Consider the following 26,751-nt stretch of genomic DNA (forward strand, 5'->3'; position numbering starts at 1 on the left):
CACTCAGTCCCGGAACTCGAGGAGCGTCTTGCCGATGCGCAACGTCGTGCCGACCTCGACCGGCTGCGGCGTGGTGAGCTTGTCCCGCCCGATGAACGTGCCGTTGGTCGAGCCGAGGTCCTCGACGACCCAGCCGCCCGCACCCGAGGGGTCCTGCTCGATGCGGCAGTGGCGTCCCGAGGCGTAGTCGTCGTCGAGGACGAGGGCGCACTCGGGGTTGCGCCCGATGAGGATGGCCTGGCCCCGCAGCGGCAGCGAGGTGCCGGCCAGCGGTCCCTCGGTCACCACGAGCCTGGTGGGAACGCCCTTCGAGCGCCCCCGGCCGAACCGTCCTCGCGCGGGCGCCGGTGCCGGCGCAGCCGGCACTGCAGCGGCGGGGGCCGGCGCGCGCCGAGCCTCCTTGGCGGCCCGGCGCTGCTGACGCTCCTGCTCGCGCAGCGCCTTGCGCTGCGACCGCCTCGAGACGGAGGTGCCGTAGATGTCGGTCCGCAGGACCCCCACCACGCTGAAGACGAAGATCCACAGCAGCGCAAGCAGGCCCAGCCGCAGCAGGGTCAGGGTGAGATCGCTCATGCGGCTCCAGTCATCGCGGGCAGCGCCTCACCGGCGGCCCGCACGGAACGTGGCCGACGTCCGTCCGAGCGTCAGGCGGTCGCCGTCCTCGAGCCGCTGACTCGTGATGCGCTCGCCGTTGACGAACGTGCCGTTGGTCGAGTTGAGGTCACGGATCGACGTGACGAGGTGCGGTCCGTCGGTCGTCACCCGGATCTCGCTGTGGCGGCGGGACACGCCGGGGTCGTCGAGGACGATGTCGGCCGACTCGTCCCTGCCGAGGGTCGTCAGGCTGCCGAGGAGCGGGTAACGGTCGCCGCCGATGTCGAGCCAGGGCCGGGCAGACGGGTTGACCCGGGCCGGCCGGTGCGCTGGCTGCTCCTCGACGACGGTGCCGTCGGGCGTCTGGTGTCGTGGCGCGACGTGGCCCGCGTGGGCGGGCGTGGGCAGGTCGCTGCCGGGACGCTTGGCGGTCGCGGGGCGCACGCGGAAGACGCCGGTCTCGAGACCCTCACCCTCGATGAGGACCACCTCGAGCGGGCCGCCCGGCTGGTAGCCCTGCGAGTCGGCGTGCTCCTGGGCTGCGGCGACGAGGTCGTCCGAGAGCTCGTCCTCGTAGTCGCCGAGCCGCTCGTAGTCGGTGGGGCTCAGCTCGATCGTGTAGAGGTTGGGGACCATGGCCCGCCCGTGCCCGAGCAGGGCCGCCCGGTCGTCCATGGCACGGCGGATGGCAGAGGCGATCTCGACGGGCTGGACCTCGGACTTGAACGCCCGGGCGAAGGCACCGTGGACCGCCTTGGCGAGACCGTGCTCAACCCGGTTGATGATTCCCACGCCGTCTCCTCTTCTACCCGGCATCGCCCCGGGCGTCCCATGCTAACGGGCAGGCACTCACGACGCCCCATCCGCCGGGCGGTCCGTAGCCTCCTATTGCACTGCCCGTGAGGTCTCGGGTGGGTGTTCGCCAGATAACGATTGGGTTTGCCGTGGGGCCGATGCATGGGAGTATCGACGGGCGTGCCTGTACGGGCGCGTGCATGTGCTAGGCCAGCGAGGAGTGCTCGATGAGCAAGGACGAAAGCGGCAGTTCCGAGGGGCAGGGGATCCCCGGCTACTCCGCCAACAACACCATTCCCGGTGGGTTCTCCCTCCCACTCCCCACGGCAACGAACTCAGCACCGGACGCGATCGAGGACCAGACGCCGGAGCCCGCCGACCCCTGGTCCTCGACGTGGGACGACACGTCGTGGCAGCTGCCCGAGGCGGACTCCAGCACCAGCCTCTACGCCGCCGAGGAGCTGTCGCAGTACGCCCCCACCGGCTACGCCCCCAGGTCCGACTGGTCCGACTCCTACGACCACGGCGGCGAGCCGGCCGCCCCTGTCGGCGTCGCGCCGGGAGGCGGCTGGGAGCAGTGGGAGCCGACCGGCGCCACGGGCTTCAACCCCGACACCGGCCACTGGTCCGACCTGCAGCACAACGACGAGATCGCCGCCCGCTCCTCGGAGGAGTACTCCGGGTGGGCTCCGGCCGGCTCCCCCGCCCCGGCTCCCCTCAACGGCCTGCACTACGCGGGCAACCACGTCGCCGCCGAGCAGGCCCACGCCGCCACCCCCCCGGTCGACCCGGATGTGGCCGCAGCGGCCGTCGAGCTGGGCCGCGATCCCAGCTCAGCGGCATACGGCCCTGAGCCGGTGGCCCACACCGGTCACGAGCGACCGAGCGCCGACGACCTGATCACGGTTCGGTCCAAGGGCGAGCGGCAGAAGGTCAAGGCGAGCTCCGGCCTGCGCCGGGCCTTCGGACTGGGCCCGGGCCTCAAGGAGCTGCTCGAGCGCGACCGCATCGACCGGATCGCCCGGCCCCTGTCCGGCCGCAAGACGATCATGGTCATCAACACCAAGGGTGGCGGCGGCAAGACCCTCGTCACGCTGATGCTCGCGAGCTATCTCGGGCGCTACCGCTCCGGCTCGGTCCTCGCCTGGGACAACAACGAGACCGAGGGCACGCTCGGCATGCGCGCCCCGTCGCAGAGCCACCACCGCACCGTCGTCGATCTCCTCGGCGCGCTGCCCTCCATCGCCGCCGACCCCAACGCCGGCACGTCCGAGCTCGAGCACTGGGTCCGGGAGCAGCGCGGCCTGTCCTTCGACGTCCTCGCCTCCGCTGACGACGACGAGGCGATGCGCATCATCGGCGAGCAGGAGTTCGAGGACCTGCACACGCAGCTGTCCCGCTTCTACCGGATGATCGTCGTCGACACCGGCAACAACCGCCTCGCCCCCAACTGGCTGGCGGCCGCGGCCCACGCGGACATGCTCGTCTTCGCGACCTCCCTCAAGGACGACACGTCGGTCGTCGCGGCCAAGAACCTCGACGCGCTGGTGGCCATGGGCCGCGGTGACCTCGTCAAGAACGCCGTCTGCGTCATCTCCCACACCACGGCCAAGGGCAGCGACGTCGGTGCCGGCGTGCACACCCGTGAGCACTTCGAGCAGTGGGTGCGCGCCGTGGTCGACATTCCGTACGACCCTGCGCTCACCCCGGGCCTGCACCTCGACCCGCTCAAGATCAGCCGCAAGACGCACGAGGCCTGCATGGAGATGACGGCGGTCGTCGTCGACGGACTGTAGCCACCCCGGTTTGGCGATCTCGGGCGTCATGCAGCACACTGTCTGCTTGTCACGCGCGAGTGGCGGAACGGCAGACGCGCTGTCTTCAGGTGGCAGTGTCCTTATGGGCGTGGGGGTTCAAATCCCCCCTCGCGCACCGATCTGAGGCCCCCGTCGGAGTCATCCGGCGGGGGCCTCAGTCCTGCTCCCGCCCGCGGACCCCGCCCGACATCAGGCCTGGACACCGGGCACCGTGCATCTCGAGCTCGGCGAGGGTTGCCGCAGGTGCGAATGGTGGCCGTGACCGGCGGTCTGGGACACGATCGTCGTGAGCACCGAACCGCGGACCACGGCCGGGTCGTGCGCCCGCCTCCCTCCTGCCGGGCGGCGCGGCCACACTCGCAACGAGGCCCCGGGGCGGTGCCGAAGCACCGCTGGTGACCGGCTCGGCTCCCTCCATGCCGGGCAGATCCCACCTCGGGTCACCGGGCGGTGTCGAGCGGGCTCACGACCCGACGAGGGAACGCAGGGGTCGTGAGCCCGCTCCCGGCCGACCCCGACCGATCCGGTGCGTGTCGTCGACGCCGGACAGGGCCTGGGCCAACGGAGTCTGGGCGTAGAGCACGCTGCGTCCGGAACGCCAGCTGACGACGAGTCCGCTCGCGCGGAGGACGGCGAGGTGTCGGCTGACCGACCCCGCACTCTGCCGGAGGCGACGCGCGACCTGGGTCGTGGACATCGGGACGGCGAGCACGGCGAGCACGGCTGCGCGACCGCGGCCCAGCAGGGCGCCGAGGTGGTCGCGGTGAGCGTCGCGGTGGTCGTCGCGGTGGTCGTCGAGGTGGTCGGCGACGAGTCCCTCCCAGACCCGGCCGACGCCGCGGGCACCGTAGGTCAGCTCGACGCGCCCCGGGAGGTGGTGGGCGACGAGCAGGCACGGCCAGATGAAGACCGAGGGCACGAGCGTCAGCTGAGCGCCCTCGTAGGTGCGCGCGGCGTGGTGCGGTTTCGCGATGCGGAGGGTGTGGCCCTCGATGGAGATCTCCGGGTGCAGATCCTCGAGCAGCTCGAAGAGGCCGCCCCGCGTGGCCTGCGCGGCTCGGTGGGCCACGTCCTCCTCCAGGACGGCGGACATCCGCGACCAGTACGGGCTGATCGCGGCGTCCCAGTAGGCCCGGAGCGCCTCGGCGATGATCTCGGGTCCGCGCTCACCGGCACCGATGAGCTGCTGCGCCGCCCGCGGGAGCTCGCGCTGCGACCAGACCCACTCGACCTCCTCACGGATCCGCTCGGCTGGGAGCTGCCGGAGCTGCTCGAGCTGGTCCTCGATCGTGCTCCGGCGGGTGGCGGCCGGGGGATGGAGGAAGTCCGCATGCCGCGTGCCCGGAGGGGCGAGAGCACGGAGGAGGGCGAGATCCTGATCGGCCACCCCCCGCCGCGCGAGAGCGGCCCACGGGCGATGGAGATGGGCGAGTCGCGGGTCGCGGCCGCCCACGAGCACTCGGACGCTCGCCACGGTCTCGGCCAACGGGGAGACCGCGAACCTCGCGGTCCCCATCACGTCGACGTCCAGCTTGAGCTCGATCACACCACACCCCGTCGTCAGCTGCCCGGCCGTGGGCCCCCACGCCCGCTCCCCCGAGCGGCGCCCGCTCGGGGACCTCCCGATTGTCACTCGGGGGCGAGCGGGTGGGCAGGTCCATTGCCGGTCGTGACGCCGCCGGCCGACTGGGCCTCGCGAGGCCGACCCGGGCCTACGCTGGACGGGTGGCTTCCCTGCCGCTCTTCCCGCTCGGCACGGTCCTCCTGCCCGGTGCCCGGCTCCCGCTCCAGGTCTTCGAGCCGCGCTATGTGGCGCTGCTGCGCGATCTCATCGAGGCCCAGGAGGAGCGCTCGCCGGTCTTCGGCGTCATCGCGATCCGCGAGGGAAACGAGGTCGGGGAGGGTGCCGTCCGCTCGCTCCACGACGTCGGCTGCGCAGCCCTGCTCACCCACGTCGCCGTCCTCGGGGGCCAGCGGTTCTTCGTCATCGTCGAGGGCACCGACCGCTTCCGGCTCGGCGACATCGACTCCGGGGCGGCCACGCCGTACCTGACCGCCGAGGTGACCTGGCTCGAGGAACGGGACGGCGACCCCGCGCTGCTCGCGCCGCTCGCCGGACGGCTGCGGGCGGAGCTCGAGGCGTTCCGTGACCTGACCGACGAGGCCGTCGAGGGTGCTTCCGAGGTGGAGGTCCCCGAGGGCCCCCGCGAGCTGTCCTACGCCGTACCCCTCGTCGTCTCGCTCGACCTCGGCGACCGTCAGCGGCTGCTCGAGTGCCCGGACACCGAGACGCGGCTGAGGCTCGGGCTGGACCTGACGCACCGTGAGCGCGAGCTGGCCCAAGCCCTCGGTGCCACGCTCAAGGCGCCCCAGTCACCCTTCGACCTCGGCTGATCGGGACCACCGCGCGGCCGGCACGGGTGGCCGGCGGCCGGTCACCGAAGCGCGCCGAGAACCTCGGTGACGACGAGCCAGGAGCTGGCCGCGCAGACGACGGCGAACGTGACGTTCCAGACCACTCGCGGCACGTGGGTCAGGGCCGCGAGGACTCCGGGGTCGCTCGAGCGGTTGCCCGTGCCGGCCACGGCCGCGAGGTGACGCCAGGCGCCGATGACGAGGACGATGCCGGCGCCGACGAGGAGCTGGGCCTGGAGGACGTCGTCCCGCCACCACCACAGGGCACCGGTCGTGGCCAGCGCCGCGAGCATGACGAGCAGGGTCAGCGCGGACCGGACCCGGACGAGGGCGATGACCAGGACGACGAGAACCCCCGTGAGGAAGGCCGCTGACCAGCCGCGCCCGGCCACCCAGGCCATCGCCGCGCCGACGAGGGCCGGCGCCGGGTAGCCGGCCCAGGTCGACACGATGCGCCCGACGCCGCGCGGTCGGCCGACGGTCACCGCGTGACCGGACATGTCGCCCCGCAGGACGAAGCCGGTGAAACGTCGTCCGACCGCCATCCCCACCACGGCGTGCCCGAGCTCGTGCACGAGGGTGACCGCGATTCGCAGGACGCGCCACAGGGGCTCCACGGCGACGACCAGCAGCGAGCCCGCCAGCACCGTCCACACCGCCGCGGTGGTCAGGGTCACGCCGCCGGCGGCCGGCTCGAGTCGGGCGACGAGCTCGTCCATCCAGTCCATGGCCGCCGAACCTAGCGGACCGCGCTAACCGCTCGTCGTCGACCTCGTGTCGACCCGCTCGTCGAGCCAGCCCACGATGTCGTCCATGACCTCGTCGCGGTTCGTCTCGTTGAGCAGCTCGTGCCGGGCGCCGGGATAGAGCCTCATGGTCACGTCGCGCACCCCCACCCGTTCGTACTGAGCGGTGACCCAGCGGATCCCCTTTCCCATCTCCCCCACGGGGTCCTGGTCGCCCGAGACGAGCAGGATGGGGAGGTCCTTGGGCACCCGTGCGACGTTGCGGTCCCGGTTGACCCAGACGAGCCCCTCGACCTGGTCGAGCCACGCCCCCGTGGTGAAGAGGTTGCCGCACTCGGCGTCGGAGATGTATCTGTCCACCTCTGCCTCGTCGCGGGTGAGCCAGTCGAACGGGGTCCGGTTGGGCTTGAAGGCGGCGTTGAAACGCCCCGACGCGAGGCTGTCGAGGAACGTGCTGCGGTGCCGCCGCCCGAAGACGAGCGGCTGGAGCCGAGCGATGTTCTGCCCCAGGATGCGGACCACCCCCTGGTCCTTCGACGTCCCGGCCAGGACGAGGCCGTCGAGGTCGCTGCCCCACCGGATGGCGAAGGCCCGCGCCAGGAACGAGCCCATGCTGTGGCCGAACAGGAAGACGGGAAGGCCGGCCTGCTCGGATCGGGCCAGGGCGATGACCTCCCTGAGGTCGTCGACCACCGTGCCGAACCCGCTCTTGTCGGCGAAGTAGAGGTGGTCGGGAGTGCTCGCGTCCGCCGTCTGCCCGTGGCCCCGGTGGTCGGCTGCATAGACGGCGTACCCCGAACGGGTGAGCCGCTGCGCAAAGCGGTCGTAGCGGGCCGAGTGCTCGGCCATCCCATGCGCGATTCCCACGACCGCCCGGGGCTCGTCATCGGGGAGCCAGCGCCGGACGAAGAGCGGAGTCCCGTCGGCCGTGACCAGGGTGTGGGTGCTCGAGCGCATGCTTCTCCTTCGTGACGCCAGTGGCTCACACGGCACGGTAGCGCCGACTGAGCCCAGCGGCATACGACTGCGGCCGTCGAGGCACGTCCCTCCACCGGACCGCCGACCCCCACGGAGGCCGGTCTCGCGACGGAGGCGTTGTCCTGATCGGACAAGGCATCGGACAAGAAGCAGTCAGCGGGTCACGGGACGGTCACATGCCGTTGCCCTCACACAGGCGCTCTGCTGTCATCAGGACATGACAGCGGAGTCACGTGATCGGACGAGCCGGCCGACAATGGCCGACATCGCAGCCGAAGCTCACGTATCCGTCAAAACGGTCTCCCGCGTCGTGAACCATGAGCCGGGCGTCCGCCCGGACACGGCGGAGCGGGTCCGGGCCGTCATCGAGCGCGTCGGCTTCCGGCGCGGCGACAGTGCCAGCACCCTCCGTCAGGGCCGCACCTTCACCATCGGCTTGGTCGTCGAGGACCTCGCCGACCCGTTCTACTCGCACATCGGCGCCGCCGTCGAGCGAGAGGCGCGGATCCACCGCTACCTCCTCGTGACGGCTTCTGCCGAGGGCTCACCGACCCGGGAGCGCTCCGTCCTCAAGGGGCTGGTGGCCCGTCGGGTGGACGGCCTCGTCGTCGTGCCGGCCGGCGAGACGCCCGTCGCCGACCCGACGGTCATCGCCAGCCGGACCCCCGTTGTCTACCTGGACCGGCCCGTCCGCAGCGAGACACCGGTCGACACCGTGCTGTCGGACAACCTCGGCGGGATCCGCAGCGCCGTGGAGCACCTCGTCGCGCATGGCCACCGTCGGATCGGCTTCCTCGGAGACTCGCCCGACGTGTGGACGGCCAGGCAGCGCCGGGAGGGCTTCATCGCGACGCTGCGCGACCTGCGGCTCCCCGGCACGCCGCTCGTCGCCATGGGCCCGCACACGCCGGAGACCGTGCGCGCCGCGCTGACGCGGTGGATGTCCGGGCCCAACCCGGTCACAGCGGTCATCACCGGTAACACCCGGGTGACGATCCCGGCCCTCACCTCGCTGCACGCCTGGGCCACCCAGCTGTCGTTCGTCGCCTACGACGACTTCGAGCTGTCCGACGTCGTCGAGCCTGCGGCCACCGTCGTCCACCAGGACCCAGCCGCCATGGGGCAGAAGGCGGCCCAGCAGCTGTTCGCGCGGCTGCTCGGTGACGAGGGGCCGGCCCAGACGTTCGTCCTGCCCACGAGGCTCATCGTCCGGGCGTCGGGCGCGCCCCGCCGACCGGACCGGGACGTGCGGAAGGTGAGTGCCTCATGACGACCGTCGAGCCGCTGGTGCTCAACACCCCGCGCCGCTTCTACCGTGGCGGGGAGCGCATCCTCGCGTTCCGCGGGCTGCCCGTCCCGGCAGACTTCGACGGGCACCGCCCCGAGGACTGGCTGGCGTCGACGACGCACCTCTTCGCCGAGGGCGGCGGGGGCGTCACCCGGCTCGACGGCACCGACCTGCCGTCGGCGCTCGAGGCCGACCCCGAGGGCTGGCTCGGCGCCGCCCACGTGGCACGGCACGGCGTCGAGCCCGGCCTGCTGACCAAGCTGCTCGACAGCGGCGAGCGCCTCCCGGTGCACTCGCACCCGGACCGCGCCTTCGCCGTGCGCCACCTCGACTGCGACCACGGCAAGACCGAGGCGTGGATCATCATCGGCGCGGAGCCGGGCGCCACCGTCTGGGTCGGGTTCCGCGACGGGATCGCGGCGGACGAGCTGGCCGCCCTCGTCGAGGCCCAGGACGAGCGGCTGCTCGATGCCCTCAACCCGATCGCGGTGACGGCCGGGGACGCGATCCTCGTGCCGGCCGGGCAGCCGCACGCCATCGGCGAGGGCGTCCTGCTCGTCGAGCTCCAGGAGCCGACGGACTTCTCGGTCATGCTCGAGCACGCCCGTTTCGGGCTGGACGAGGACCATGCCTTCCTCGGCCTGCCGCGACCCACCGCGCTCGCAAGCGTCACGCGCGACCGGCTCACGTCTGACGGCCTCGCCCGGCTGCGCCGGCGCTGGACCGAGGTCCGCGGAGCCGGTTCCGCCCTGCCCGATGAGGCGGCCGAGTTCTTCCGCGCGCAGGTCGTCCGCGTCGACGGCGAGCCCGTGGTCGTCGACGCCGCCTTCGCGGTGACCGTGGTCGTCGAGGGGCGCGGGAGGCTCTCGACCGAGCACCCGAACGGCGGCGGGAGGCACATCGCGGCCGGAGACGTCCTGCTCGTCCCCCACGGCGCGGGAGAGGTGCGCCTCGAGGGCCACGTCACCGTCATCCGCTGCATGCCCCCGTCCGACGCGTCGCCGCCGGCCCCCACCGGCGCGCCCTCGACCGACCGCGTGAGCGGACCCAGCTAGCACAACCAGCCCGCTTCCGGGCACACACCACCACGCCGTGCCGGCACCCCGCAGGCATGGCAGGAACGAGGAGGATCAATGCGCAACAGGTCTGTTGCAACCGTGGCGATCGCGACGATCGCCGCACTCGGCCTCGCCGCGTGCGGGTCGTCGAACGAGCCAGAGGGGACGCCCGGTGGTCAGACGTCGTCGCTCGCGACGACAGCGGGCGGAGCCGGTGGCGAGGTCGGCGTCTTCACCTGGTGGGCTGCCGGCTCCGAGAAGAAGGGGCTCGACGAGCTCGAGAAGCTCTTCAAGGAGAAGTATCCCAACGACACGTTCGTCAACCTCGCCGTGGCCGGCGGCGCGGGCTCGAACGCCAAGGCGAAGCTGGCCTCCGACCTCAAGAACAACCAGCCGCCCGGCTCCTTCCAGGGCCACGCGGGCGCGGAGCTGCTCGACTACATCGACGCAGAGCAGATCGAGCCGGTCAACGACGTCATCCAGGCGCTCGGTGGCGACAAGGTCTTCCCGAAGAACCTCCTCGACCGCCTCACCGTGGACGGGAACATCTACTCGGTGCCATCCAACATCCACCGCGCCAACGTCGTGTGGGCCAACACCGAGGTGCTCAAGAAGGCCGGGATCAACGCCGTCCCCACCGACATCAAGGGCTGGATCGCCGACATGGAGAAGGTCAAGGCCTCCGGTGTCGCCACGCCGCTCTCCGTCGCCGGCACGTGGACACAGCTCCAGCTCTTCGAGACGATCCTCATCTCGGATCTCGGAGTCGAGAAGTACAACGGCCTCTTCGACGGCAAGACCGCGTGGGACTCCCCCGAGGTCAAGCAGGCCGCGGCCGACTACAAGACGCTCCTGACCTACGCCAACACCGCCTCCGACGGTGACGACTGGCCCGTCGCGACCGACATGGTCATCGACGGCAAGGCCGCCTACAACGTGATGGGCGACTGGGCCGTGGCCGAGTTCGCCGCCAAGGGCAAGAAGGAGCAGACGGACTACCAGTACTTCGCCGTTCCCGGCCAGGAGGGCGTCTTCGACTTCCTCGCCGACTCGTTCACCCTCCCCAAGGGCACGAAGAACCCCGGCGGCACGAAGGACTGGCTCATGCTGATCGGTTCGGCCGAGGGCCAGAAGGCCTTCAACCTGGCCAAGGGCTCCATCCCCGCCCGCACCGACGTGCCGGCGACGGACTTCCCGCCCTACCAGCAGTCCGCGATGGAGGCCTTCAAGACGAACGACATCGTCTCGTCCATCGCCCATGGTGCGGCCGTGTCCCTGGCGTGGAACGCTGACATGAGCACCGCGATCAGCAAGTTCTACACGACCAAGGACGACGCTGGGCTCGTCACCGACCTGGCCGCTGCCGCCAAGAAGTACCTGCCCTGAGTCACACTCAGCATCAAGGGAAGTGAGCCGTATGCCGCTGAGCCAGCTCAGCGGCATACGGCCCCTCCCGCTCCTCCCGTCCTTCCAAGGAGACGCACATGCGCACGGCAACCAAGGTCCGTGACTGGCTGCCCGGCTTCCTGCTGGTGCTGCCGTCCGTCATCGTGGTGGGGATCTTCGTCTACTGGCTCATCCTCCAGAACGTCATGACCTCGCTCGACCGCACCGTGACCCGCGCGACCAAACGCGTGACCAACCCCGGCGGGGTCGAGAACTACACCAACCTGCTCGGCGACGAGGGCTACCAGCACGCGTTGTTCAACCTGCTCGTGCTCACCGTCGTCTTCGTCGCAGGAACCATGGTATTCGGCCTCCTCTGGGCCGTTCTGCTGGAGAAGGGCGTCAACGCCGAGGGTGTCTTCCGCTCCATCTACCTGCTCCCGATGGCCATCTCGTTCATCGCGGCCGGCATCGTCTGGCGCTGGCTGCTCTCCCCGGGCAAGGGGGAGCAGGCGGTCGGCCTCAACCAGCTGCTCGCGATGATGGGGCTCGAGCGCTTCCAGAGCTCCTGGTGGCAGTCGCCCAACTCGTTGTCCATGGCGGCCATGGCGATCCCCGCGATCTGGCAGCTCTCCGGCTACGTCATGGCGCTCTTCCTCGCCGGCTTCCGCGGCATCTCCGACGACCAGCGGGAGGCGGCGCGGATCGACGGTGCGAGTGAGCGGCAGATCTACCGGCACGTCCTCTTCCCTCAGCTCTCGCCGATCGCCCTGTCGGCGCTGATCATCATCGGGCACATGTCGATGAAGATGTTCGACCTCATCTACGCCATCGCCGGTCAGAACTCCTACAAGGCCTCGGTGCCGGCGACCCTGATGTGGACGCAGATGTTCCAGCAGAACAACCCGACCGCGGCCGCGGCGAACGCGACGATCCTGCTCGTCCTCGTCGCCCTCGTCGTCGTGCCCTACCTGATCTACACGAACAAGACGGAGAAGGAGACCCGCGGATGACCACGGCAACGGCACAGACGGCGCCGGTGGCCCCGGGCACCGACGCGCTCGGGGGACGCGTCTCCACCGGCAAGGCTCCCGGCACGGAGGGCACGGCGCTGGGCCGGACCCTGCGCTACGCGCTCCTCATCCTCTTCGTCGTCCTCATCCTCATCCCCCTCTACGTCCTCTTCGTGACGAGCTTCAAGCGGAGCGAGGACGTCAACGCGAGTCAGGCCTGGACCTTCCCGAGCGCCTGGTCGGTCGACGGCTGGCGAGCGGCCTGGGACTCGCTCTCGCCGGCCCTGTTCCGCTCCGTGATCCTGGCGACGTCGGTGGCCGTGCTGTCGGCGGCCCTCGGCTCGCTCAACGGCTTCGTCTTCGCCAAGTGGCGTTTCCCGGGTGCGACGACGATCTTCACCCTCTTCCTGTTCGGGATGTTCATCCCCTACCAGGCCGTGATGATCCCGCTGCAAGGGATGCTGCTGGACGTCCAGGGGACTCCCGGTTTCTCGTGGTTCGACGGGATCGCCAAGCTGATCGCCGTCCACGTGATCTTCGGCATCCCGATCTGCACGCTGATCTTCCGGAACTACTACGCCACGGCGCTGCCCAACGAGATCCTCGAGGCGGCCAAGGTCGACGGGGCGGGGATGCTGCGCACCTTCCGCTCGATCGTCCTGCCGATCTCGGCGCCCGGGTTCGTCGTCACGATGATCTGGCAGTTCACCTCGGCGTGGAACGACTTCCTCTTCGCCCTGTTCCTCACGAACCGCAACACCGGGCCCGTGACCTACGCCCTCAACGAGCTCGCGGGTGGGCAGAACCCTGACTACCCGTCGATCATGGCGGGCGTCCTGCTCGCCTCGCTGCCGACCCTGCTCGTCTACATCCTGCTCGGCCGCTACTTCATCGGCGGCCTGATGAGCGGCTCCGTCAAGTAACCATCGAAAGAGCAGTTCGCGACAATCGAAAGAGCAGTTCGCGACACCCCGGGGGCGGAAGCCCCCGGCGACGTGTCGCGAACTGCTCTTTCGATTGGGGCTGGGGGGCGGGATGCTGGGGGGCATGGCCGACACGCGCAGCACCGCAGGCATCGCCACCGAGCTCCTCATCGACGGCTTCGGGCGGATCCGTGAAGGCGTCCCCGCCGTCGTCGACGGCCTGAGCGCCGACGAGCTGCTCTGGAGACCCGACCGCGACGCCAACCACATCGCCTGGCTCGTCTGGCACCTCACTCGGCAGCAGGACGAGCAGCTGTCCCACCTCGGGCACGTCCCCTCCGTGTGGCGCTCGGGCGAGTGGGCCGAACGGTTCGACCTGCCCTACCCGGTGGACGCGCACGGCTACGGGATGACCTCGGCGGAGGTCGGCGCCTTCGCCCTCACCGACCCGAGTCTGCTCATCGGCTACCACGATGCCGTCAACGAGCTCACCCTGAGGGTGGTCCGCGGTCTCAGCGCGGACGACTACGCCACGGTGATCGACCGCAACTGGGACCCGCCGGTCACGGTCTCCGTGCGCCTCGTCTCGGTCCTCGACGACGCCGCCAAGCATCTGGGGCAGGCCCAGTACGTCCGCGGGATGGTCCGGCGCCGCACCTGAGTGACCTCCGGGGCACCGGGGGGCCCATGAGGTGCCTGTGGTCCCGGTGGCTGACGGGGCAGATCAGGCGAGACATCCTGCCCACGGAGCGGACCCCGTTGGGTAACTCACCACTATGCGTGCGACCCTCGAGACGATGACCGTCGCAGCCGCCGCCACCCGCCCCGCGCCCACAAGGCGCCGCCCGGGTGTCTGGCCGACGGCTCTGGTGGTGCTCGTCCTCGTCGGCCTCAACCTGGCCAACCATGTCTTCGGGTGGGAGTCGATCTGGCTCGGCCCGCTCGGTGCGCTCGGCCTGCTCGCCTTCGCCCGATTCTCCGGCCTCACCTGGCGGCAGCTCGGCCTGAGCCGTCGCACCCATGTCGTGGGCGTGCAGTGGGGCCTGGGTGTCATCGGCGTCGTCGCCCTCGTCTACCTCGCCGGAGTGCTCCTCCCCCAAACCCGCACGGCGTTCCTCGACGCGCGCTACCACCTGCCGCCTGCCAGCGCGCTGCTCACGGCCTTCGTCATCATCCCCGTCGGGACGATCCTCCTCGAGGAGGTCGCCTTCCGGTCCGTCCTGTGGGCGTTCCTGTCCCGGCACGCCCGGATGTGGCAGGTCGTCGTCGGCTCCTCGCTGCTCTTCGGCCTCTGGCACGTCCTTCCCGCCTCGGCTGCCGTCACCGCCAACCCCGCGCTCGGCGCCGCGATGGTCGGCCTCGGCGCCTGGCAGCAGGCCGCCAGCGTCGCGGGCACGGTGCTCTTCACCGCCCTCGGCGGGCTCGTCGCCGGTGAGCTTCGCCGACGGACGGGCAGCCTGCTCGCCAGCGTGGGCATGCACTGGGCGACCAACGCCCTCGGAGTGCTCTTCGGCCTCGTCGCCTGGCGCCTGGTCTGACCCCGTCGAGTGGCCCCGTCGTCCACCTGTGGATGACGGGGCCACTCGACCGAGGGGGTGCGACCCGGCGTCAGACGGGCCTGATGCCCTGGGAGCGCAGCAGCGCCCGGGCCCGGCCGAACGCCCGGTCGTCCGAGAAGACCTGCCACTCGCCCCAGAGATCGAGCTCGTCCACCGTCCGCCGGAACCGGGCGAACGCCCCCTTGCCGCGGATCGCGACGGACAGGATCCCCGCGAAGCGATCGGAGGCGGCCTCGGCGAAGGCCGCCATGTCCGCATAGGCGGCCTCGGTGTCGTGGTCGACGTAGATCCACAGGTTGTCGACCTCCTCCTCCGGCTCCGGGGTGTCGAGGTCGTCCATGCCGTGGTGGATGAACGCGTAGACGACCTCCCCGGTGTCGAGGTGGAGGTAGCCGCCCGGGTCGTCACCGCCGTTGGCCATGACCTCGGACAGCTCCTCGATGTCGACGCTGAGGGTGCGACCGCGCCGCTCGGGGCCGCTGAGCACGACGTCGATCTCCTCGGCGAGGACCTCGTCGCCCTCCCAGCCCCGGTGGCCGAGCAGCGACTCGATCTCGCGCAGCGACGTCACGAGGCGCTCCTGGTCAGCGGGCTCGGCGGACCGATACGTGCGCAGCAACGCGTCCCCGACCTGCTGGAGCGCTGGTCCGAGGTCGCGACCCTCGATGCCCTCCAGCAGGGCGCCGACGTCGCTCCGACGGGAGGCGGCCCGCACCGCGGTCAGGTCGAGCGGCGTCGCGGTCCCGCGGTGCCGCCGCCTGGACTTCGTCGAGCGGGCGGGCGGCGTGGGGGTGGGAGTCGGCTCAACCGGCTCGGCCCGGTCGGCGCTGTCGGGCAGGCCGACCTCCTCGGGGACCGTCCGGCCGAACTGGTCCGGGACCGGCCCCCACCCGAGCACCGGCACCGGGATCGGCGCGCGCCCCTCCACCTCGCGGCGGGCGACGAACTCCTCGACGACGCACTCGTGGATCCACTTCTCGTCGTCGTCGAAGAGGTACTCGAACTGCATCCCCTTGGACACCTGGCCATGCACCGTGCGGTCGGGCGGCAGCTCACCGCTGCCGGCACCCCGGCGCTCGTGGCGCCCGTGCCAACCGGCCCGGAAGGACCGCCGGTGCGTCACGTCCCACCGTCCGAGGGCGAGGTCGACCCCGAGCCCGAAGTCCTCGAAGGTGGCCGTCGGCGGGACGAGCATGATGCGCCCCGGGGCCGGGCGGAGGGTCTCTCCACGTCCGGCCACCAGGTCGACACGGATCCTCAGCCATCGTGGTGCCACTCACCCAACTCTGCCAGCAAATCCAGGGACCAGCACATTCAGGGCGAACCGTCTTCTGTGGACCGTGGGGCCACTCGAGTGGGGCCGTCAGCGAACGTCCTGCACGTCGGCGCGGCGGGCGATCGTCGCCGTCGCCCGCCGGCAGGCCGTGACGGGGACGCGCGGCACGATGTCGTCGAGGAAGGCATAGCGCCGCCGGAGCGACCGGTGGTAGGCGTCGTCGCACCCGTCCGAGCAGACGTTGGTCCACCAGTCGGCGATGTCGCCCCAGCCGGGGGCGGCGAGCGACCCTCCGTACTGCTGCAGCGCGAGCGCGGCCGCCAGGCTCGCGAACGACATCCGGTGCGAGAGCGGCCACTCGGCGAGCGTGCCGACGAGCATCGCGGCGGCGAAGACGTCGCCCACACCGGTCGCGTCGACCTCCCGGACCCGCAGCGAGGGAACCTGCGCCTCCTCGCCGGTCCGCGTGTCGATGCCGAGTGCCCCCTCGGGCCCGTTGGTCACCACGGCGATCGGGACGCGGTCCGCGAGGGCGAAGAGGGCGTCCTGCGGAGAGCTCGTGCCGGTGTAGGCCATCGCCTCGACGGCGTTGGGCAGGAACGCGTCGCAGTGGCTCAGCCGGTCGAGGACCGAGCGGTCCCAGCGCTCCTCCGGGTCCCAGCCCACGTCGGCGAACACGAGCGCCCCGCCTCGCCGCGCGGCATCGACCCAGCTGTCGCCGGCCCGGCCCTCGAGACCGGTCGGCTCCCAGAGGCCCTGCTCGGCGAGGTCGACCATGACGGCCCGGGACCGGGGCGGGTCCCCGATCAGCTCGACCGACGTCACGGGTGGGGGATGGCCGTGCGACACCATGGTGCGGTCCCCCGCGAACGCCATCGACACCGTGACCGGGCTGTGCCACTCGGCGAACCGCCGGCTGCGACGGAGGTCGATCCCCTCCTGCTCCTCGAGGATGCGCCAGCAGAAGTCGCCGTAGTCGTCATCGCTGAAGGCGGCGGCCAGCGAGGTGCGCAGCCCGAGGCGCCGCGTGGCCACGGCGAGGTTCGCGATGCCGCCCGGACAGGAGGCCAGCCCCTCGGACCACACCTCGGTGCCCGGCTTCGGAGCGCTCGACAGCCCGGCGAAGACGAGGTCGAGGAAGACCGTCCCCCACACGAAGACGTCGACGTCCGGCGCGTCGGCTGTCCGACGGGCGCTCAGCGGGTCGAAGGTGTTCTGCGGCATCCCCATCATGATGGCGCACGCCGAGGGCGGGGTCCCGTGGTTTACGGGACCGGGCCAGCCGGGTTGGTACGGTCGCAGGCATGGTGCGGTCATGAAGCTCGCCATCCTCGGTGGAGGGGGTTTCCGGGTCCCCCTGGTGTATGCCGCTGTGCTCGGTCAACGAGTCGCCCGCGGTATCCGTGAGGTGGCCCTCCACGACACCGACGTGACCCGGCTGGGCGCCATCGGTCACGTCCTCGCGGAGCAGGCCCAGCGGCATACGGCAGGGTCTGGGGAGCCGGCCCCCGCGCGGGTCACGACGACGACCTCACTCGACAGCGCGCTCGAGGGGGCCGACTTCGTCTTCTCCGCCATCCGCGTCGGTGGCCTCGAGGGGCGGGTCGTCGACGAGCGCCTCGCCCTCGGGCTGGGTCTGCTCGGGCAGGAGACCACGGGCGCGGGCGGGGTCGGCTACGGGCTGCGAACCGTCCCTGTGGCGCTCGCCGTCGCGGAGCGAGTGGCGCTCCTCGCCCCGGACGCGTGGGTCATCAACTTCACCAACCCGGCGGGCCTGGTGACCCAGGCGATGCAGACGGTGCTCGGCGAGCGGGTCGTGGGGATCTGCGACTCGCCGCTCGGCCTCGCGAAGCGCGCAGCGGGGGCGCTGGGGCTGTCCCTCGGCGACGTCGTCATCGACTATGCGGGGGTCAACCACCTCGGCTGGCTCCACGGGCTGAGCGCCGGCGGGCGCAACGTCCTGCCCGAGCTGCTCGCCGACCGGCACCGGCTGGAGGGGTTCGAGGAGGGCCATCTCTTCGGCGCCGAGTGGCTGCAGTCGATCGGGGCGATCCCCAACGAGTACCTCTGGTACTACGACTTCACGAGGGACGCGATCGCCCGGATCCGCGAGTCGGCACAGACGCGCGGGGAGTTCCTGCTCGGGCAGCAGTCCGACTTCTACGCCGCGGTGGAGGCGGCACCGGCCCGGGCGCTCGAGATCTGGGACGCCGTGCGGCGGGAGCGCAACGCGACCTACATGGCCGAGACGCGAGCCGGTGGGGACGGAGACGACGGACCGGAGCGCACCGAGGCGGACATCGAGGGCGGCGGCTACGAAGGCGTGGCGCTCGCCCTGATGGGCGCCATCGCCCGGGACGATCCGGCGACCCTCATCCTCAACGTCCGGAACCGCGGCACCGTCCCCGGGCTGCCGGACGACGCGGTGGTCGAGGTGCCGTGCCTGGTCACGGCTGCCGGCCCGGTGACGCTGCCGGTCAGTCCGCTCCGCGGCCGCGAGCTCGGGCTCGTGCAGCAGGTCAAGGCCGTCGACGAGCTGGTGGTCCGGGCGTGCCGGGAGGGGTCGGCCGCCGTGGCGGTCCAGGCGCTGGCCTCCCACCCCCTCGTGGACTCGGTGTCGGTCGCACGGGAGCTCTGGAGCGGCTACCGGGAGCGGCTCGCACCGTTCTACGCGGGGTTCCGCTGACTCCCGAGGGGCCCACCGGCGCGGTCGCGGGCGGGGATCGAGGGGCCGCTCGGGCTAGTCATTCCCTCCGCCGAGGAGCAGGCCGACCCCCAGCGTGGCGAGGCTCACCGCGAGCAGGAGCGCGCCGGCGAAGACCAGCGCGATGAGGCGGTTGGGCCGGTCGCGACCACGTCCCATGGACGCGAAGAAGAACCCGCCCGGCATGAGGAGCGCGGCAGCCGCGACGCCGGAGCGGGCCACCCACTCCCAGACGCCGGTCAGGCCCGTCTGGTCCACGAAGAGCTGGCACACGAGCGCGAGGACGAGCAGGACGCCGGCATGGGCGTGGCCGGCCCGCGCGAACTTCTCCTGGAACGGCGTCACGCCCGCCCTGCCCGTCACGACCCTGACGAGGTAGAGGCCGCCGGTCTCGACGGTGACGAGCGACAGGAAGAGGATCCCCGCGAGAACCCGCGAGCTGTCGGAGAGCAGGACCTGGTCCATGACCGTCCTTCGGGTTGCTGGATAGTGGAACTCTCCAATACTGGATAGCGCAACTCTCCAAAGTCAACGGGTTATCGAGCGGTTATCGAGCCCTGCCGGCCGTGGGACGGCTCGATCAGGTCGCCCGGAGGCGAGCGGGCACGTATGGTCGAGGGGTGGGGATGGGGTCGTCGCGAGGAGGGCGGGTGCCTGTGCGCGCCGGGGGTGTGGTCGCCGTGCTCTGCGCCGCGCTGGCCGCGCCCGCGCCCGCCGCCCTGGCCAGTCCGACCCCCAGCCCGTCGCCGGGCGCCCCGGTGGCGACCCAGGTGGGCCCCACGTCGAGTCCCCGTCGCCGGTCGCGCCGGCCGGACGCCTGGGGTGGGGGGCGGGCGAGTCGCTGCTCCGGCTCTACGACGTCGTCAGGGTCACCGCCGGCTACGTCGCGACCGCCCGGCTCGAGCCGGGCGGCGGATCCGCCGCTCCCGGTCGCACCTCTGACTGGAGGCCCCCGCCCGACCTCCGGACCCCGCCCATCGCGCCCGGTGCCGGTGCGGTCCCGAGCCGCAGGCGGACCAAGTACGACGTGCTCGGCGCTGCCTACCAGAAGGCTGCCGACGCCCTGCCCCGCCGCTGCCACCTGCCGTTCGCGCTGCTGATGGCCATCGGCGAGGTCGAGTCGAGCTCCCTGCGCGGCCGTCGGCTCGACGCCCGCCACAACGTCGTCCCGCCGGTGATCGGGCCGTCGCTCTCCGGCGGTGGCTTCGCCGCGATCCGCGATAGTGACGGTGGGCAGCTCGACCGCGACCCGGTCTGGGACCGCGCCGTCGGCCCGATGCAGTTCATCCCCGGCACCTGGCGGGTCTGGGGTGCCGACGGAAACGGCGACGGGGTCGCCGACCCGCAGAACGTCGAGGACGCAGCGCTCGCCGCAGGACGCTATCTGTGCGCGGCCGGGCGCGACCTGTCAAGGCAGGAGGACCTCGAGGAGGCGATCCTCTCCTACAACCACTCCCGGCGATACCTCGCGACGGTGCTCGACCTCTACGACTCCGTGATGGGCGGTTTCGTCGCCGGCCCGTGACGACGGGGCTCCCCGCCGCGCTCGGGGCACCCGCCGAGCCCAGCGGCATACGGCCTCGGCCCCATTCCCACCCGGGCGGTGGGATTGGCCCAGATCATGGACGGGCTTGGGCATAGATAAGTGACGGTTATACATTGCATTACATGACCGTCACTGAGATCCCCGGCGCAGCCACGCCCGCCCGTCCGGCCGCCCGGCCGCCGCGCGCCGACCGCTCCAACGGTCAGTGGAAGGTCGACGGCCCGGCCCCGCTCAACGCCAACGAGGTGTGGAAGCAGGAGGAAGGCGGCCTCGCCGTCCGCGAGCGGATCGAGACGATCTACGCCACCCAGGGTTTCGACGCCATCCCGGCCCAGGACCTCACCGGCCGCTTCCGCTGGTGGGGCCTCTACACGCAGCGCAAGCCCGGCATCGACGGTGGTCGCACCGCCCAGCTCAGCGACGACGAGCTGAGCGACCGCTACTTCATGCTCCGGGTGCGCACCGATGGCCAGGCCCTCTCCCCCGAGGCGCTGCGGGTCCTCGGCGGGATCTCCACCGCGTTCGCCCGCGGGAGCGCGGACATCACCGACCGGCAGAACATCCAGTACCACTGGATCGGTATCGAGGACGTCCCCGAGATCTGGAGACGGCTCGAGTCCGTCGGTCTGGAGACGACCACGGCATGTGGCGACACGCCGCGTGGCTTCCTCGGCAGCCCCGTCGCCGGCATCGCCGCCGACGAGATCATCGACCCCACCCCGGTCATCCTCGAGATCAAGCGCCGCTGGATCGGGGACCCTGAGCTGGCCAACCTGCCGCGCAAGTTCAAGACGGCGATCACCGGGCACCCCAGCCTCGACGTGGTCCACGAGATCAACGACATCTCGCTCGTCGGCGTCGTCCATCCTGACCTCGGGCCCGGCTACGACCTGTGGGTCGGGGGCGGCCTCTCCACCTCGCCGCGCCTGGCCGAGCGACTCGGCGTCTTCGTCTCCGAGGAGGAGGCGGCCGACGTCTGGCACGGCGTCATCCAGATCTTCCGCGACTACGGCTACCGTCGGCTGCGCAACAAGGCGCGGCTGAAGTTCCTCCTCGCCGAGTGGGGCCCCGCGAAGTTCCGGCAGGTCCTCGAGGACGACTACCTCGGTCACCCGCTGCCCGACGGTCCTGCCCCCGAGCCGGCGACCGGCCCCGGCGACCACGTCGGTGTCCACCTCCAGAAGGACGGTCGCTACTACGTCGGCGCCGCGCCCGTCGTCGGACGGGTGGGCGGGCCGGTCCTGAGCGAGCTGGCCGACCTCATCGACGAGGTCGGCGCGGGTCGGGTGCGGCTCACCGCCCACCAGAAGCTCGTCATCCTCGACGTCCCCGAGGCCGGGCTCGAGCGACTCGTCGCAGGGCTCGAGGGTCTCGGCCTCTCCGCCCAGCCGAGCCCCTTCCGGCGCACGACCATGGCATGCACCGGAATCGAGTTCTGCAAGCTGGCCATCGTCGACACCAAGGACACGGCGGCGGCTGCGATCACCGAGCTCGAACGGCGCCTCGCCGACGTCGTCGCCGACGGCACGCTCGACACCCCGATCCAGCTCAACCTCAACGGGTGCCCGAACTCCTGCGCGCGGATCCAGACGGCGGACATCGGGCTCAAGGGCCAGATCGTCACCGTCGACGGCCCCGACGGGCCGGTCCAGCAGGCCGGCTTCCAGGTGCACCTGGGCGGCGGCCTCGCCACCGTGGAGCGGGACGAAGCCGGACTCGGGCGCACCGTGCGCGGCCTCAAGGTCACCGCCGCCGAGCTGCCCGACTACGTCGAGCGGGTCGTGCGGACCTTCATCGCCCAGCGTGACGAGGGCGAGACCTTCGCTGCGTGGGCCCTGCGCGCCGAGGACGGTGAGCTCCGGTGAGCACCGTCTCCGTCGCCACGCCCAAGGTGCCCCGTCGCCGTCGCACCGAGGAGGAGCTCACGGCGATCGTCGCCGAGTTCACCGCCCGGCTGGAGGCCCGGCTCGCGGCGGACCCCGACGACGAGCCCACCGCCGACGAGGTGGCGGCCTGGGCCGCGGAGCACTTCACCGGATCCCTCGCGGTGGCCTGCTCGATGGCCGACGCCGTCCTGCCGCACGTCGTGGCCCAGCACGCGCCGGGCGTCGACGTCCTCTTCCTGGACACCGGCTACCACTTCTCGGACACGCTGGTCACCCGGGACATCGTCGCCGCGGACCTGCCGATCACCCTCGTCAACGTCACGCCGGCCCAGACCGTCGCCGAGCAGGACGCGCAGTACGGCCCCCGCCTCTACGAGCGCGACCCGGCCCTGTGCTGCCAGCTGCGCAAGGTGGAGCCGCTCGCCCGGACGCTGCCGCTCTACGAGGCCTGGGTGACCGGGGTGCGTCGGGAGGAGGCCCCGACCCGGGCGGACACCCCGCTCGTCACCTGGGACGCCAAGAACGGCCTGGTGAAGATCAACCCGCTCGCGGCGTGGACCTTCGACGAGCTCCAGGACTACGCCGTCGAGCACCAGGTCGAGGTCAACTCCCTCCTGTCGGACGGCTACCCCTCCATCGGCTGTGAGCCGTGCACGCGCCGGGTCGAGCCCGGCGAGGACCCTCGGGCCGGGCGGTGGGCCGGCTTCGCCAAGACCGAGTGCGGCCTGCACACCTGACCTGCCGGCCGGTGCGCGGGTGACGCGCGGCCGCATCGAGGAGCACCCATGAAGTCCGCTCTCCCGCTCGTGGTCGACCTGTCGGGTCGCCTCGTCGTCGCCGTCGGGGGCGGTCCCGTGTCCGCTCGTCGCGTGCGGGCCTTCGCGCAGGAGGGTGCCGTGGTGCGGGTCATCGCGCCGTGGGTGTGCGAGGACCTGCGCGACCTCGTGATCGACGGCGCCGTCGAGTGGCAGGCCCGCGAGTACGCCGGTGCCACCGACCTCGAGGGTGCCTGGCTCGTCCACACCGCGGCCGGGGAGCCCCACGTCGACCGGCAGGTGGCCGGCGACGCGGAGGGGCTGAGGATCTGGTGTGTCGACGCGACGGAGGCCTCGGCAACGGCCGTCAGCGTGCCGGCCCGGGCAGACGTGACCACTGCCCACGGCAGGGTCACCATCAGCACGTATGCCGCTGGGGACCCCGGCCTGGCCACCTCGCTTCGCGACGGGGTCGCGGACGCCGTCACGCAGGGGCGCCTGGACCTCCGCCGGACCCGCGAGCACCGCTCCGCTGGGTGGGTCGCGCTCGTGGGTGGTGGGCCGGGCGTCGACGGGCTGCTCACGGCGCGGGGCCACCAGCTGCTCCGCTCTGCCGATGTCGTCGTCGTCGACCGGCTCGCACCGCGTGCGGTCGTCGAGCGGCTGCCGGCCTCGGTGCGCGTCATCGACGTCGGGAAGACGCCCGGACACCATGCCGTTCCGCAGTGGCGCATCAACGAGATCCTCGTGGAGGAGGCCGGCCGCGGGTTGGGCGTGGTGCGCCTCAAGGGCGGCGACCCCTATGTGCTGGGACGCGGCGGCGAGGAGCGCCACGCGTGCGAGGCCGCCGGCGTGGCTGTCGAGGTCGTCCCCGGTGTGACGAGCGCGGTGTCGGTCCCCGCCGCCGCGGGGATCCCGGTGACGCACCGCGGGGTGGCGCGCGGTTTCACCGTCGTGACCGGCCACGAGTCGGTCCCCGGGCTTCCGACGGGCGGCGACCACACCCTCGTCCTGCTCATGGGCGTCAGCCTCCTCGAGGAGACCATGGGTGCGCTGGTCGCTCAGGGCCGCTCGCCGGACTGCCCCGTCGCGATCGTCGAGCGCGGCTTCTCGCCGACCCAGCGGACGACTGTCGGCACCCTGTCCACCATCGCCGAGCTGGCCCGGGAGCGCTCGGTCGAGTCACCGGCCGTCATCGTCGTCGGCGACGTCGTCCGGCTCGGCCCCGACTGGGAGCGTGCGCGTCCGGCCTGACGCGGTCAGACGACCGCCGCCAGGATCCGGTCGATCCGGTCGAGCGTCACCGGGTCCTGCGGTGTCTCGCGGAACCACGCCTCCAGCCGGTCCCGCTCTGCGGGGTCGGTCTCGCCGATCCAGCGAGCGCACGCATAGCTGGTGATGTGGGCCTGCTCGGCGACGAGCATGGTGAAGTGGCCACGTCGCCTCACCCGAGCCGGACCACCCGCCTCGACGTAGGCGGAATGGAGCAGCCGCGCTCGGTCAGGGTCGTCGTCGCCGAACTCGTAGAGCACCATGGCCAGCTCGTGGGACGGGTCGGCCGGGCCCATGTTCTCGAAGTCGATGACGCACACCCGTCCGTCTGCGCTCGCCAGGACGTTGTCGGCCCACAGGTCCCGGTGGCACACCCGGGGATGCTCGTGTGGCTCGATGACGCCCTCGACGGCCACGAGCTCGGGCAGCAGCGCCTCGAGCTCGTCGGCGAAGGGCGCCCGCGCGGCGACGAGCCGTCGATGCATCTCTCGCCATGCTGCTTCGCCGACGCCGACGGCGAACCAGTTGCCCACCCGCTCCGACGTGGGCGCGCCGGCCCGGTGCAGGTGCGCGACCGTCCGTCCGACCTGGGCTGGGTCCAGCTGCCGACTCCGCGGGGCGAGGTCCACCCACTCCATGAGCCGCACCGGCGTGCCGGACACCTCGGCCAGGACGGTCCCCTCGACGGAGGGACGAGAACGCGGGGTGAAGACACCTGCGGCCAGGGCGGCTTCGGAGAAACCGTGGTCGGCCTCGACCGCGGTGACGTCGGGCGACGCGAACCACTCCTTGACCGCCCATGTCGTGCCGTCGACCTGCAGCCGCCAGATCTGCCCCAGCTGGCCCCGGGCCACGGTACCCGTGAGCACTGCCTCACCGTCGAGACCGAAGGCGGCGGCCAGGGCTCCTGCATCTGCGACGGAGAGCATTCGGGGCTCGGCGAGGGTCACGGAACCAGGTGCCACCAGGCGTCGGCGACCGACGCCGCCGCAAGGACCACGGCCGCGGAGCCGAGCAGCCGTCGACCCCGACGCACGAGGAGCACGATGGCGGCGGTGAGGGACAGGCCCACCAGCGCGACGAGCTCGGCCCCGCCGCCGTCGGTCGCGTCCTGGACGGCGTCGAGGACGGTGGCGCCGGGGACCTGCCGGAAGCTCCCGTCGACGAAGCCTGCCTGCGCGAGGTCGCTGCCGACGCGCACGGCTGCGAACAGCCACCAGCCGAAAGCGACCCAGAAGAGGGCGGCACCGACGCGGCTGATCCGTGTCGGACGAGGCTCGGGCCGGGGAGCCGAGCCGGGAATGGCCACGACGAACTCCTGCTCGTCGCGCTCCGCCACGTCGGCGCCGCCACCGTGCACGCTTGTCATGGGCACAACGTACTCGTGGCCGCCGCCGGCTCGCGGTTCCACGCCGGTCGGGTCGCTACTGTCCGACGCGGCCGTCGATGCGCTCACGGAGGAGGTCGGCGTGGCCACAGTGCCGCGCGTACTCGGCGACCTGCGCCACCAGCATGTCGCGAAGCTGCAGGTCGGCCCCATCGGGACCGAAGTCGGAGACACCGGCATTGCGGGTGCCGAGATCGGCGACCCCGGCGACGAAGCGGTCGGTGCGCTCGACCTCGTCACGCCAGGTCCGCCACGCCTCCGCCACGACTTCGGGGTCGGCGGTCGCGCCGTTCCAGTCGCCGTCGCGGTCCTCGTCCGTGCAGTACAGCTTCGGTGCGTTCTCCCCGGCCATGACCCGGCGCAGGTGCCGCTCGCCCTCGGCCATGTGCCGCACGATGCCGAGGAGGGACATGGTGGAGGGGGGCACCGACCGGCGCGCGAGCTGTTCGGCGTCGAGGTCCGCGCACTTCATCTCCAGCGTCAGCCGGTAGTAGCGGAGGTAGCCGAGCAGGATCCCGCGTTCGTCCGTGGCCTCCTCGGCGCTCTCACGGGCGTCGTCGGCGGGGTCCACCCACATGTCGCGATACACCGTCGACCTGGTCCAGCGGGTCGGACCGGACGACAAGGATGCACTCGTGGCCCCGCTCTGCTGCTCGTCGCGGCCGGGATCAGTCACGGGAGGCCGCACGCTGCTCGTCATCGAAGGCGATGAGCTTGGCGGCCTCCTCGGGGGTCGCTCCCGCGGCCATCGCAGCCCTGGTGCGACCGATGTTGCGGGACGTGGCGGACATCATCGCGTGGACCCTGCCGCGGCTGTAGGTCATCGCGTTGGCGGCGGCGACCCCGATGCTGGAGCCGACCTCGATGGCGTCCTGGTCGGCGCCCATGTAGAGGAACTGCCAGTGGTAGGCCTGGGTCTGCTGCTCGATGAGGGCCTTGACCGCGGCGTGGCTCCACTCGCGCGAGGCGTTCTCGTGGCCGTCGGTCATGATGCCGATGATGACCATCCCGGGGCGCTCGTCCTCCGGCAGGGCCGCCAGACGCTCCCCAGTCGTCGTCACGAGACGGCCGATGGAGTCGAGCAGGGCGGTCGAGCCGCGGGGCGCGAGGTGCAGCGGCGGCACCTCGGCGATCGGCAGGTCGCGGTAGACCTCGTCGTACTCGTTGTCGAACTGCGCGAGGGTGACGCGGCACTCGCCGTCCTGCTTCCGCTGCTCGGCGATGAAGGCGTTGAAGCCGCCCTCGGTGTCGTCCTTGATCGTCTGCATCGAACCGCTGCGGTCGAGCAGGAAGGCGATGTGCGTGAGGTTCGGGTTGGTCATGGGTCCCTCCTCGGGGTGTGGGCGAGCCTGG

Annotated in this window: 26 protein-coding genes and 1 tRNA gene; 15 read left to right on the forward strand and 12 right to left on the reverse strand. The window is 71.7% G+C overall.

All coding sequences use genetic code 11. The features are described 5' to 3' along the window. Positions 1-3: 3 nt before the first annotated feature. Positions 4-573, reverse strand: coding sequence for an FHA domain-containing protein FhaB/FipA (locus ABWV20_RS08500; RefSeq protein ID WP_353354558.1), 570 nt, complete (start codon positions 571-573; stop codon positions 4-6). A 27-nt stretch (positions 574-600) separates the two neighbouring features. Continuing rightward, positions 601-1,386: an FHA domain-containing protein gene (locus tag ABWV20_RS08505; protein WP_353354559.1), complete on the reverse strand. Its 786-nt coding sequence runs from the start codon at positions 1,384-1,386 to the stop codon at positions 601-603. A gap of 230 nt (positions 1,387-1,616) precedes the next feature. Here ABWV20_RS08505 and ABWV20_RS08510 point away from each other — a divergent pair, with 230 nt between their 5' ends. Then, complete coding sequence (locus tag ABWV20_RS08510; RefSeq protein ID WP_353354561.1) at positions 1,617-3,185, forward strand: hypothetical protein; 1,569 nt, start codon at positions 1,617-1,619, stop codon at positions 3,183-3,185. Between the two features lie 53 nt (positions 3,186-3,238). Then, positions 3,239-3,321, forward strand: a tRNA-Leu gene (locus tag ABWV20_RS08515). A gap of 348 nt (positions 3,322-3,669) precedes the next feature. On the opposite strand, the gene ABWV20_RS08520 is transcribed toward ABWV20_RS08515, so the two are convergent. After that, positions 3,670-4,752 carry an ArsR/SmtB family transcription factor gene (locus ABWV20_RS08520; RefSeq protein WP_353354562.1) on the reverse strand — a complete coding sequence of 361 codons (1,083 nt, stop codon included), beginning with the start codon at positions 4,750-4,752 and terminating at the stop codon, positions 3,670-3,672. A 179-nt stretch (positions 4,753-4,931) separates the two neighbouring features. Here ABWV20_RS08520 and ABWV20_RS08525 point away from each other — a divergent pair, with 179 nt between their 5' ends. After that, positions 4,932-5,600 carry an LON peptidase substrate-binding domain-containing protein gene (locus tag ABWV20_RS08525; RefSeq protein ID WP_353354563.1) on the forward strand — a complete coding sequence of 223 codons (669 nt, stop codon included), beginning with the start codon at positions 4,932-4,934 and terminating at the stop codon, positions 5,598-5,600. Between the two features lie 41 nt (positions 5,601-5,641). Here the strand turns inward: ABWV20_RS08525 and ABWV20_RS08530 are convergent, their stop codons facing one another. Beyond that, positions 5,642-6,349: a M50 family metallopeptidase gene (locus tag ABWV20_RS08530; protein ID WP_353354564.1), complete on the reverse strand. Its 708-nt coding sequence runs from the start codon at positions 6,347-6,349 to the stop codon at positions 5,642-5,644. Between the two features lie 24 nt (positions 6,350-6,373). Further along, positions 6,374-7,324, reverse strand: a complete 951-nt coding sequence (locus ABWV20_RS08535; RefSeq protein ID WP_353354565.1) for an alpha/beta hydrolase — start codon at positions 7,322-7,324, stop codon at positions 6,374-6,376. Positions 7,325-7,601: 277 nt separating this feature from the next. On the opposite strand from ABWV20_RS08535, the gene ABWV20_RS08540 reads away from it, so the two are divergent. The 7 genes from ABWV20_RS08540 (at position 7,602) to ABWV20_RS08570 (ending at position 14,551) form a co-directional block, all read left to right on the forward strand. Beyond that, a complete protein-coding gene (locus ABWV20_RS08540; protein ID WP_353354567.1) occupies positions 7,602-8,615 on the forward strand; it encodes a LacI family DNA-binding transcriptional regulator in 1,014 nt (337 codons plus the stop codon). Continuing rightward, complete coding sequence (locus ABWV20_RS08545; RefSeq protein ID WP_353354568.1) at positions 8,612-9,688, forward strand: class I mannose-6-phosphate isomerase; 1,077 nt, start codon at positions 8,612-8,614, stop codon at positions 9,686-9,688. The genes ABWV20_RS08540 and ABWV20_RS08545 overlap by 4 nt, the downstream gene beginning before the upstream one ends. Before the next feature lie 78 nt (positions 9,689-9,766). Beyond that, on the forward strand, positions 9,767-11,077 hold the full coding sequence (locus ABWV20_RS08550) for an ABC transporter substrate-binding protein (protein ID WP_353354569.1): 1,311 nt from the start codon (positions 9,767-9,769) through the stop codon (positions 11,075-11,077). 98 nt (positions 11,078-11,175) lie between these two features. Further along, on the forward strand, positions 11,176-12,090 hold the full coding sequence (locus tag ABWV20_RS08555; RefSeq protein ID WP_353354571.1) for a carbohydrate ABC transporter permease: 915 nt from the start codon (positions 11,176-11,178) through the stop codon (positions 12,088-12,090). After that, on the forward strand, positions 12,087-13,013 hold the full coding sequence (locus ABWV20_RS08560; RefSeq protein WP_353354573.1) for a carbohydrate ABC transporter permease: 927 nt from the start codon (positions 12,087-12,089) through the stop codon (positions 13,011-13,013). The genes ABWV20_RS08555 and ABWV20_RS08560 overlap by 4 nt, the downstream gene beginning before the upstream one ends. A gap of 124 nt (positions 13,014-13,137) precedes the next feature. Next, a complete protein-coding gene (locus ABWV20_RS08565) occupies positions 13,138-13,674 on the forward strand; it encodes a mycothiol transferase (RefSeq protein WP_353354575.1) in 537 nt (178 codons plus the stop codon). Positions 13,675-13,810: 136 nt separating this feature from the next. Then, complete coding sequence (locus tag ABWV20_RS08570; protein WP_353354576.1) at positions 13,811-14,551, forward strand: CPBP family intramembrane glutamic endopeptidase; 741 nt, start codon at positions 13,811-13,813, stop codon at positions 14,549-14,551. A gap of 70 nt (positions 14,552-14,621) precedes the next feature. On the opposite strand, the gene ABWV20_RS08575 is transcribed toward ABWV20_RS08570, so the two are convergent. Next, on the reverse strand, positions 14,622-15,848 hold the full coding sequence (locus tag ABWV20_RS08575; RefSeq protein ID WP_353354578.1) for a hypothetical protein: 1,227 nt from the start codon (positions 15,846-15,848) through the stop codon (positions 14,622-14,624). 87 nt (positions 15,849-15,935) lie between these two features. Further along, positions 15,936-17,081, reverse strand: coding sequence for a carbohydrate kinase family protein (locus ABWV20_RS08580; protein WP_502901771.1), 1,146 nt, complete (start codon positions 17,079-17,081; stop codon positions 15,936-15,938). Between the two features lie 82 nt (positions 17,082-17,163). Between ABWV20_RS08580 and ABWV20_RS08585 the strand changes: the two genes are divergently transcribed. Next, positions 17,164-18,534 carry a family 4 glycosyl hydrolase gene (locus ABWV20_RS08585; RefSeq protein WP_353354581.1) on the forward strand — a complete coding sequence of 457 codons (1,371 nt, stop codon included), beginning with the start codon at positions 17,164-17,166 and terminating at the stop codon, positions 18,532-18,534. 54 nt (positions 18,535-18,588) lie between these two features. On the opposite strand, the gene ABWV20_RS08590 is transcribed toward ABWV20_RS08585, so the two are convergent. Next, positions 18,589-19,017, reverse strand: a complete 429-nt coding sequence (locus ABWV20_RS08590) for a hypothetical protein (RefSeq protein WP_353354583.1) — start codon at positions 19,015-19,017, stop codon at positions 18,589-18,591. A 562-nt stretch (positions 19,018-19,579) separates the two neighbouring features. Here ABWV20_RS08590 and ABWV20_RS08595 point away from each other — a divergent pair. The 4 genes from ABWV20_RS08595 to cobA all read left to right on the forward strand — a co-directional run bounded on the left by ABWV20_RS08595 (position 19,580) and on the right by cobA (position 23,993). Further along, a complete protein-coding gene (locus ABWV20_RS08595) occupies positions 19,580-20,077 on the forward strand; it encodes a lytic transglycosylase domain-containing protein (protein WP_502901772.1) in 498 nt (165 codons plus the stop codon). A 143-nt stretch (positions 20,078-20,220) separates the two neighbouring features. Next, positions 20,221-21,963 (forward strand): nitrite/sulfite reductase, encoded by a 1,743-nt coding sequence (locus ABWV20_RS08600; RefSeq protein ID WP_353354584.1) that lies wholly within the window; start codon positions 20,221-20,223, stop codon positions 21,961-21,963. Continuing rightward, positions 21,960-22,721 (forward strand): phosphoadenylyl-sulfate reductase, encoded by a 762-nt coding sequence (locus ABWV20_RS08605; protein ID WP_353354586.1) that lies wholly within the window; start codon positions 21,960-21,962, stop codon positions 22,719-22,721. Before ABWV20_RS08600 ends, ABWV20_RS08605 begins: the two co-directional genes overlap by 4 nt. A gap of 48 nt (positions 22,722-22,769) precedes the next feature. Beyond that, entirely contained in the window at positions 22,770-23,993 is a 1,224-nt protein-coding gene (gene cobA / locus ABWV20_RS08610) for a uroporphyrinogen-III C-methyltransferase (RefSeq protein WP_353354588.1), read from the forward strand. Positions 23,994-23,998: 5 nt separating this feature from the next. Here cobA and ABWV20_RS08615 read toward each other — a convergent pair whose 3' ends face one another. The 4 genes from ABWV20_RS08615 to ABWV20_RS08630 are packed head-to-tail and all read right to left on the reverse strand — an operon-like array spanning position 23,999 to position 26,720. Beyond that, positions 23,999-24,961 carry a phosphotransferase enzyme family protein gene (locus ABWV20_RS08615; RefSeq protein WP_353354589.1) on the reverse strand — a complete coding sequence of 321 codons (963 nt, stop codon included), beginning with the start codon at positions 24,959-24,961 and terminating at the stop codon, positions 23,999-24,001. Next, positions 24,958-25,380, reverse strand: coding sequence for a hypothetical protein (locus tag ABWV20_RS08620; RefSeq protein ID WP_353354590.1), 423 nt, complete (start codon positions 25,378-25,380; stop codon positions 24,958-24,960). Before ABWV20_RS08620 ends, ABWV20_RS08615 begins: the two co-directional genes overlap by 4 nt. A gap of 55 nt (positions 25,381-25,435) precedes the next feature. Next, positions 25,436-26,074: a DinB family protein gene (locus ABWV20_RS08625; protein ID WP_353354592.1), complete on the reverse strand. Its 639-nt coding sequence runs from the start codon at positions 26,072-26,074 to the stop codon at positions 25,436-25,438. Next, positions 26,067-26,720, reverse strand: a complete 654-nt coding sequence (locus tag ABWV20_RS08630) for a VWA domain-containing protein (protein WP_353354594.1) — start codon at positions 26,718-26,720, stop codon at positions 26,067-26,069. Before ABWV20_RS08630 ends, ABWV20_RS08625 begins: the two co-directional genes overlap by 8 nt. Between the last annotated feature and the right edge of the window lie 31 nt (positions 26,721-26,751).

Origin of the sequence: Intrasporangium sp. DVR (genome assembly GCF_040365325.1) — a bacterium.
Taxonomy (GTDB): Bacteria; Actinomycetota; Actinomycetes; order Actinomycetales; family Dermatophilaceae; genus Intrasporangium.

What these genes read in the sequence shown, in the direction of transcription:
- ABWV20_RS08500 (WP_353354558.1), bottom strand. Translation starts at nt 573, where the DNA reads ATGAGCGATCTCACCCTGACCCTGCTGCGGCTGGGCCTGCTTGCGCTG.
- ABWV20_RS08510 (WP_353354561.1), top strand. Translation starts at nt 1,617, where the DNA reads ATGAGCAAGGACGAAAGCGGCAGTTCCGAGGGGCAGGGGATCCCCGGC.
- ABWV20_RS08530 (WP_353354564.1), bottom strand. Translation starts at nt 6,349, where the DNA reads ATGGACTGGATGGACGAGCTCGTCGCCCGACTCGAGCCGGCCGCCGGC.
- ABWV20_RS08535 (WP_353354565.1), bottom strand. Translation starts at nt 7,324, where the DNA reads ATGCGCTCGAGCACCCACACCCTGGTCACGGCCGACGGGACTCCGCTC.
- ABWV20_RS08540 (WP_353354567.1), top strand. Translation starts at nt 7,602, where the DNA reads ATGGCCGACATCGCAGCCGAAGCTCACGTATCCGTCAAAACGGTCTCC.
- ABWV20_RS08545 (WP_353354568.1), top strand. Translation starts at nt 8,612, where the DNA reads ATGACGACCGTCGAGCCGCTGGTGCTCAACACCCCGCGCCGCTTCTAC.
- ABWV20_RS08550 (WP_353354569.1), top strand. Translation starts at nt 9,767, where the DNA reads ATGCGCAACAGGTCTGTTGCAACCGTGGCGATCGCGACGATCGCCGCA.
- ABWV20_RS08555 (WP_353354571.1), top strand. Translation starts at nt 11,176, where the DNA reads ATGCGCACGGCAACCAAGGTCCGTGACTGGCTGCCCGGCTTCCTGCTG.
- ABWV20_RS08560 (WP_353354573.1), top strand. Translation starts at nt 12,087, where the DNA reads ATGACCACGGCAACGGCACAGACGGCGCCGGTGGCCCCGGGCACCGAC.
- ABWV20_RS08565 (WP_353354575.1), top strand. Translation starts at nt 13,138, where the DNA reads ATGGCCGACACGCGCAGCACCGCAGGCATCGCCACCGAGCTCCTCATC.
- ABWV20_RS08570 (WP_353354576.1), top strand. Translation starts at nt 13,811, where the DNA reads ATGACCGTCGCAGCCGCCGCCACCCGCCCCGCGCCCACAAGGCGCCGC.
- ABWV20_RS08580 (WP_502901771.1), bottom strand. Translation starts at nt 17,081, where the DNA reads ATGATGGGGATGCCGCAGAACACCTTCGACCCGCTGAGCGCCCGTCGG.
- ABWV20_RS08585 (WP_353354581.1), top strand. Translation starts at nt 17,164, where the DNA reads ATGAAGCTCGCCATCCTCGGTGGAGGGGGTTTCCGGGTCCCCCTGGTG.
- ABWV20_RS08590 (WP_353354583.1), bottom strand. Translation starts at nt 19,017, where the DNA reads ATGGACCAGGTCCTGCTCTCCGACAGCTCGCGGGTTCTCGCGGGGATC.
- ABWV20_RS08600 (WP_353354584.1), top strand. Translation starts at nt 20,221, where the DNA reads ATGACCGTCACTGAGATCCCCGGCGCAGCCACGCCCGCCCGTCCGGCC.
- cobA (WP_353354588.1), top strand. Translation starts at nt 22,770, where the DNA reads ATGAAGTCCGCTCTCCCGCTCGTGGTCGACCTGTCGGGTCGCCTCGTC.
- ABWV20_RS08620 (WP_353354590.1), bottom strand. Translation starts at nt 25,380, where the DNA reads ATGACAAGCGTGCACGGTGGCGGCGCCGACGTGGCGGAGCGCGACGAG.
- ABWV20_RS08630 (WP_353354594.1), bottom strand. Translation starts at nt 26,720, where the DNA reads ATGACCAACCCGAACCTCACGCACATCGCCTTCCTGCTCGACCGCAGC.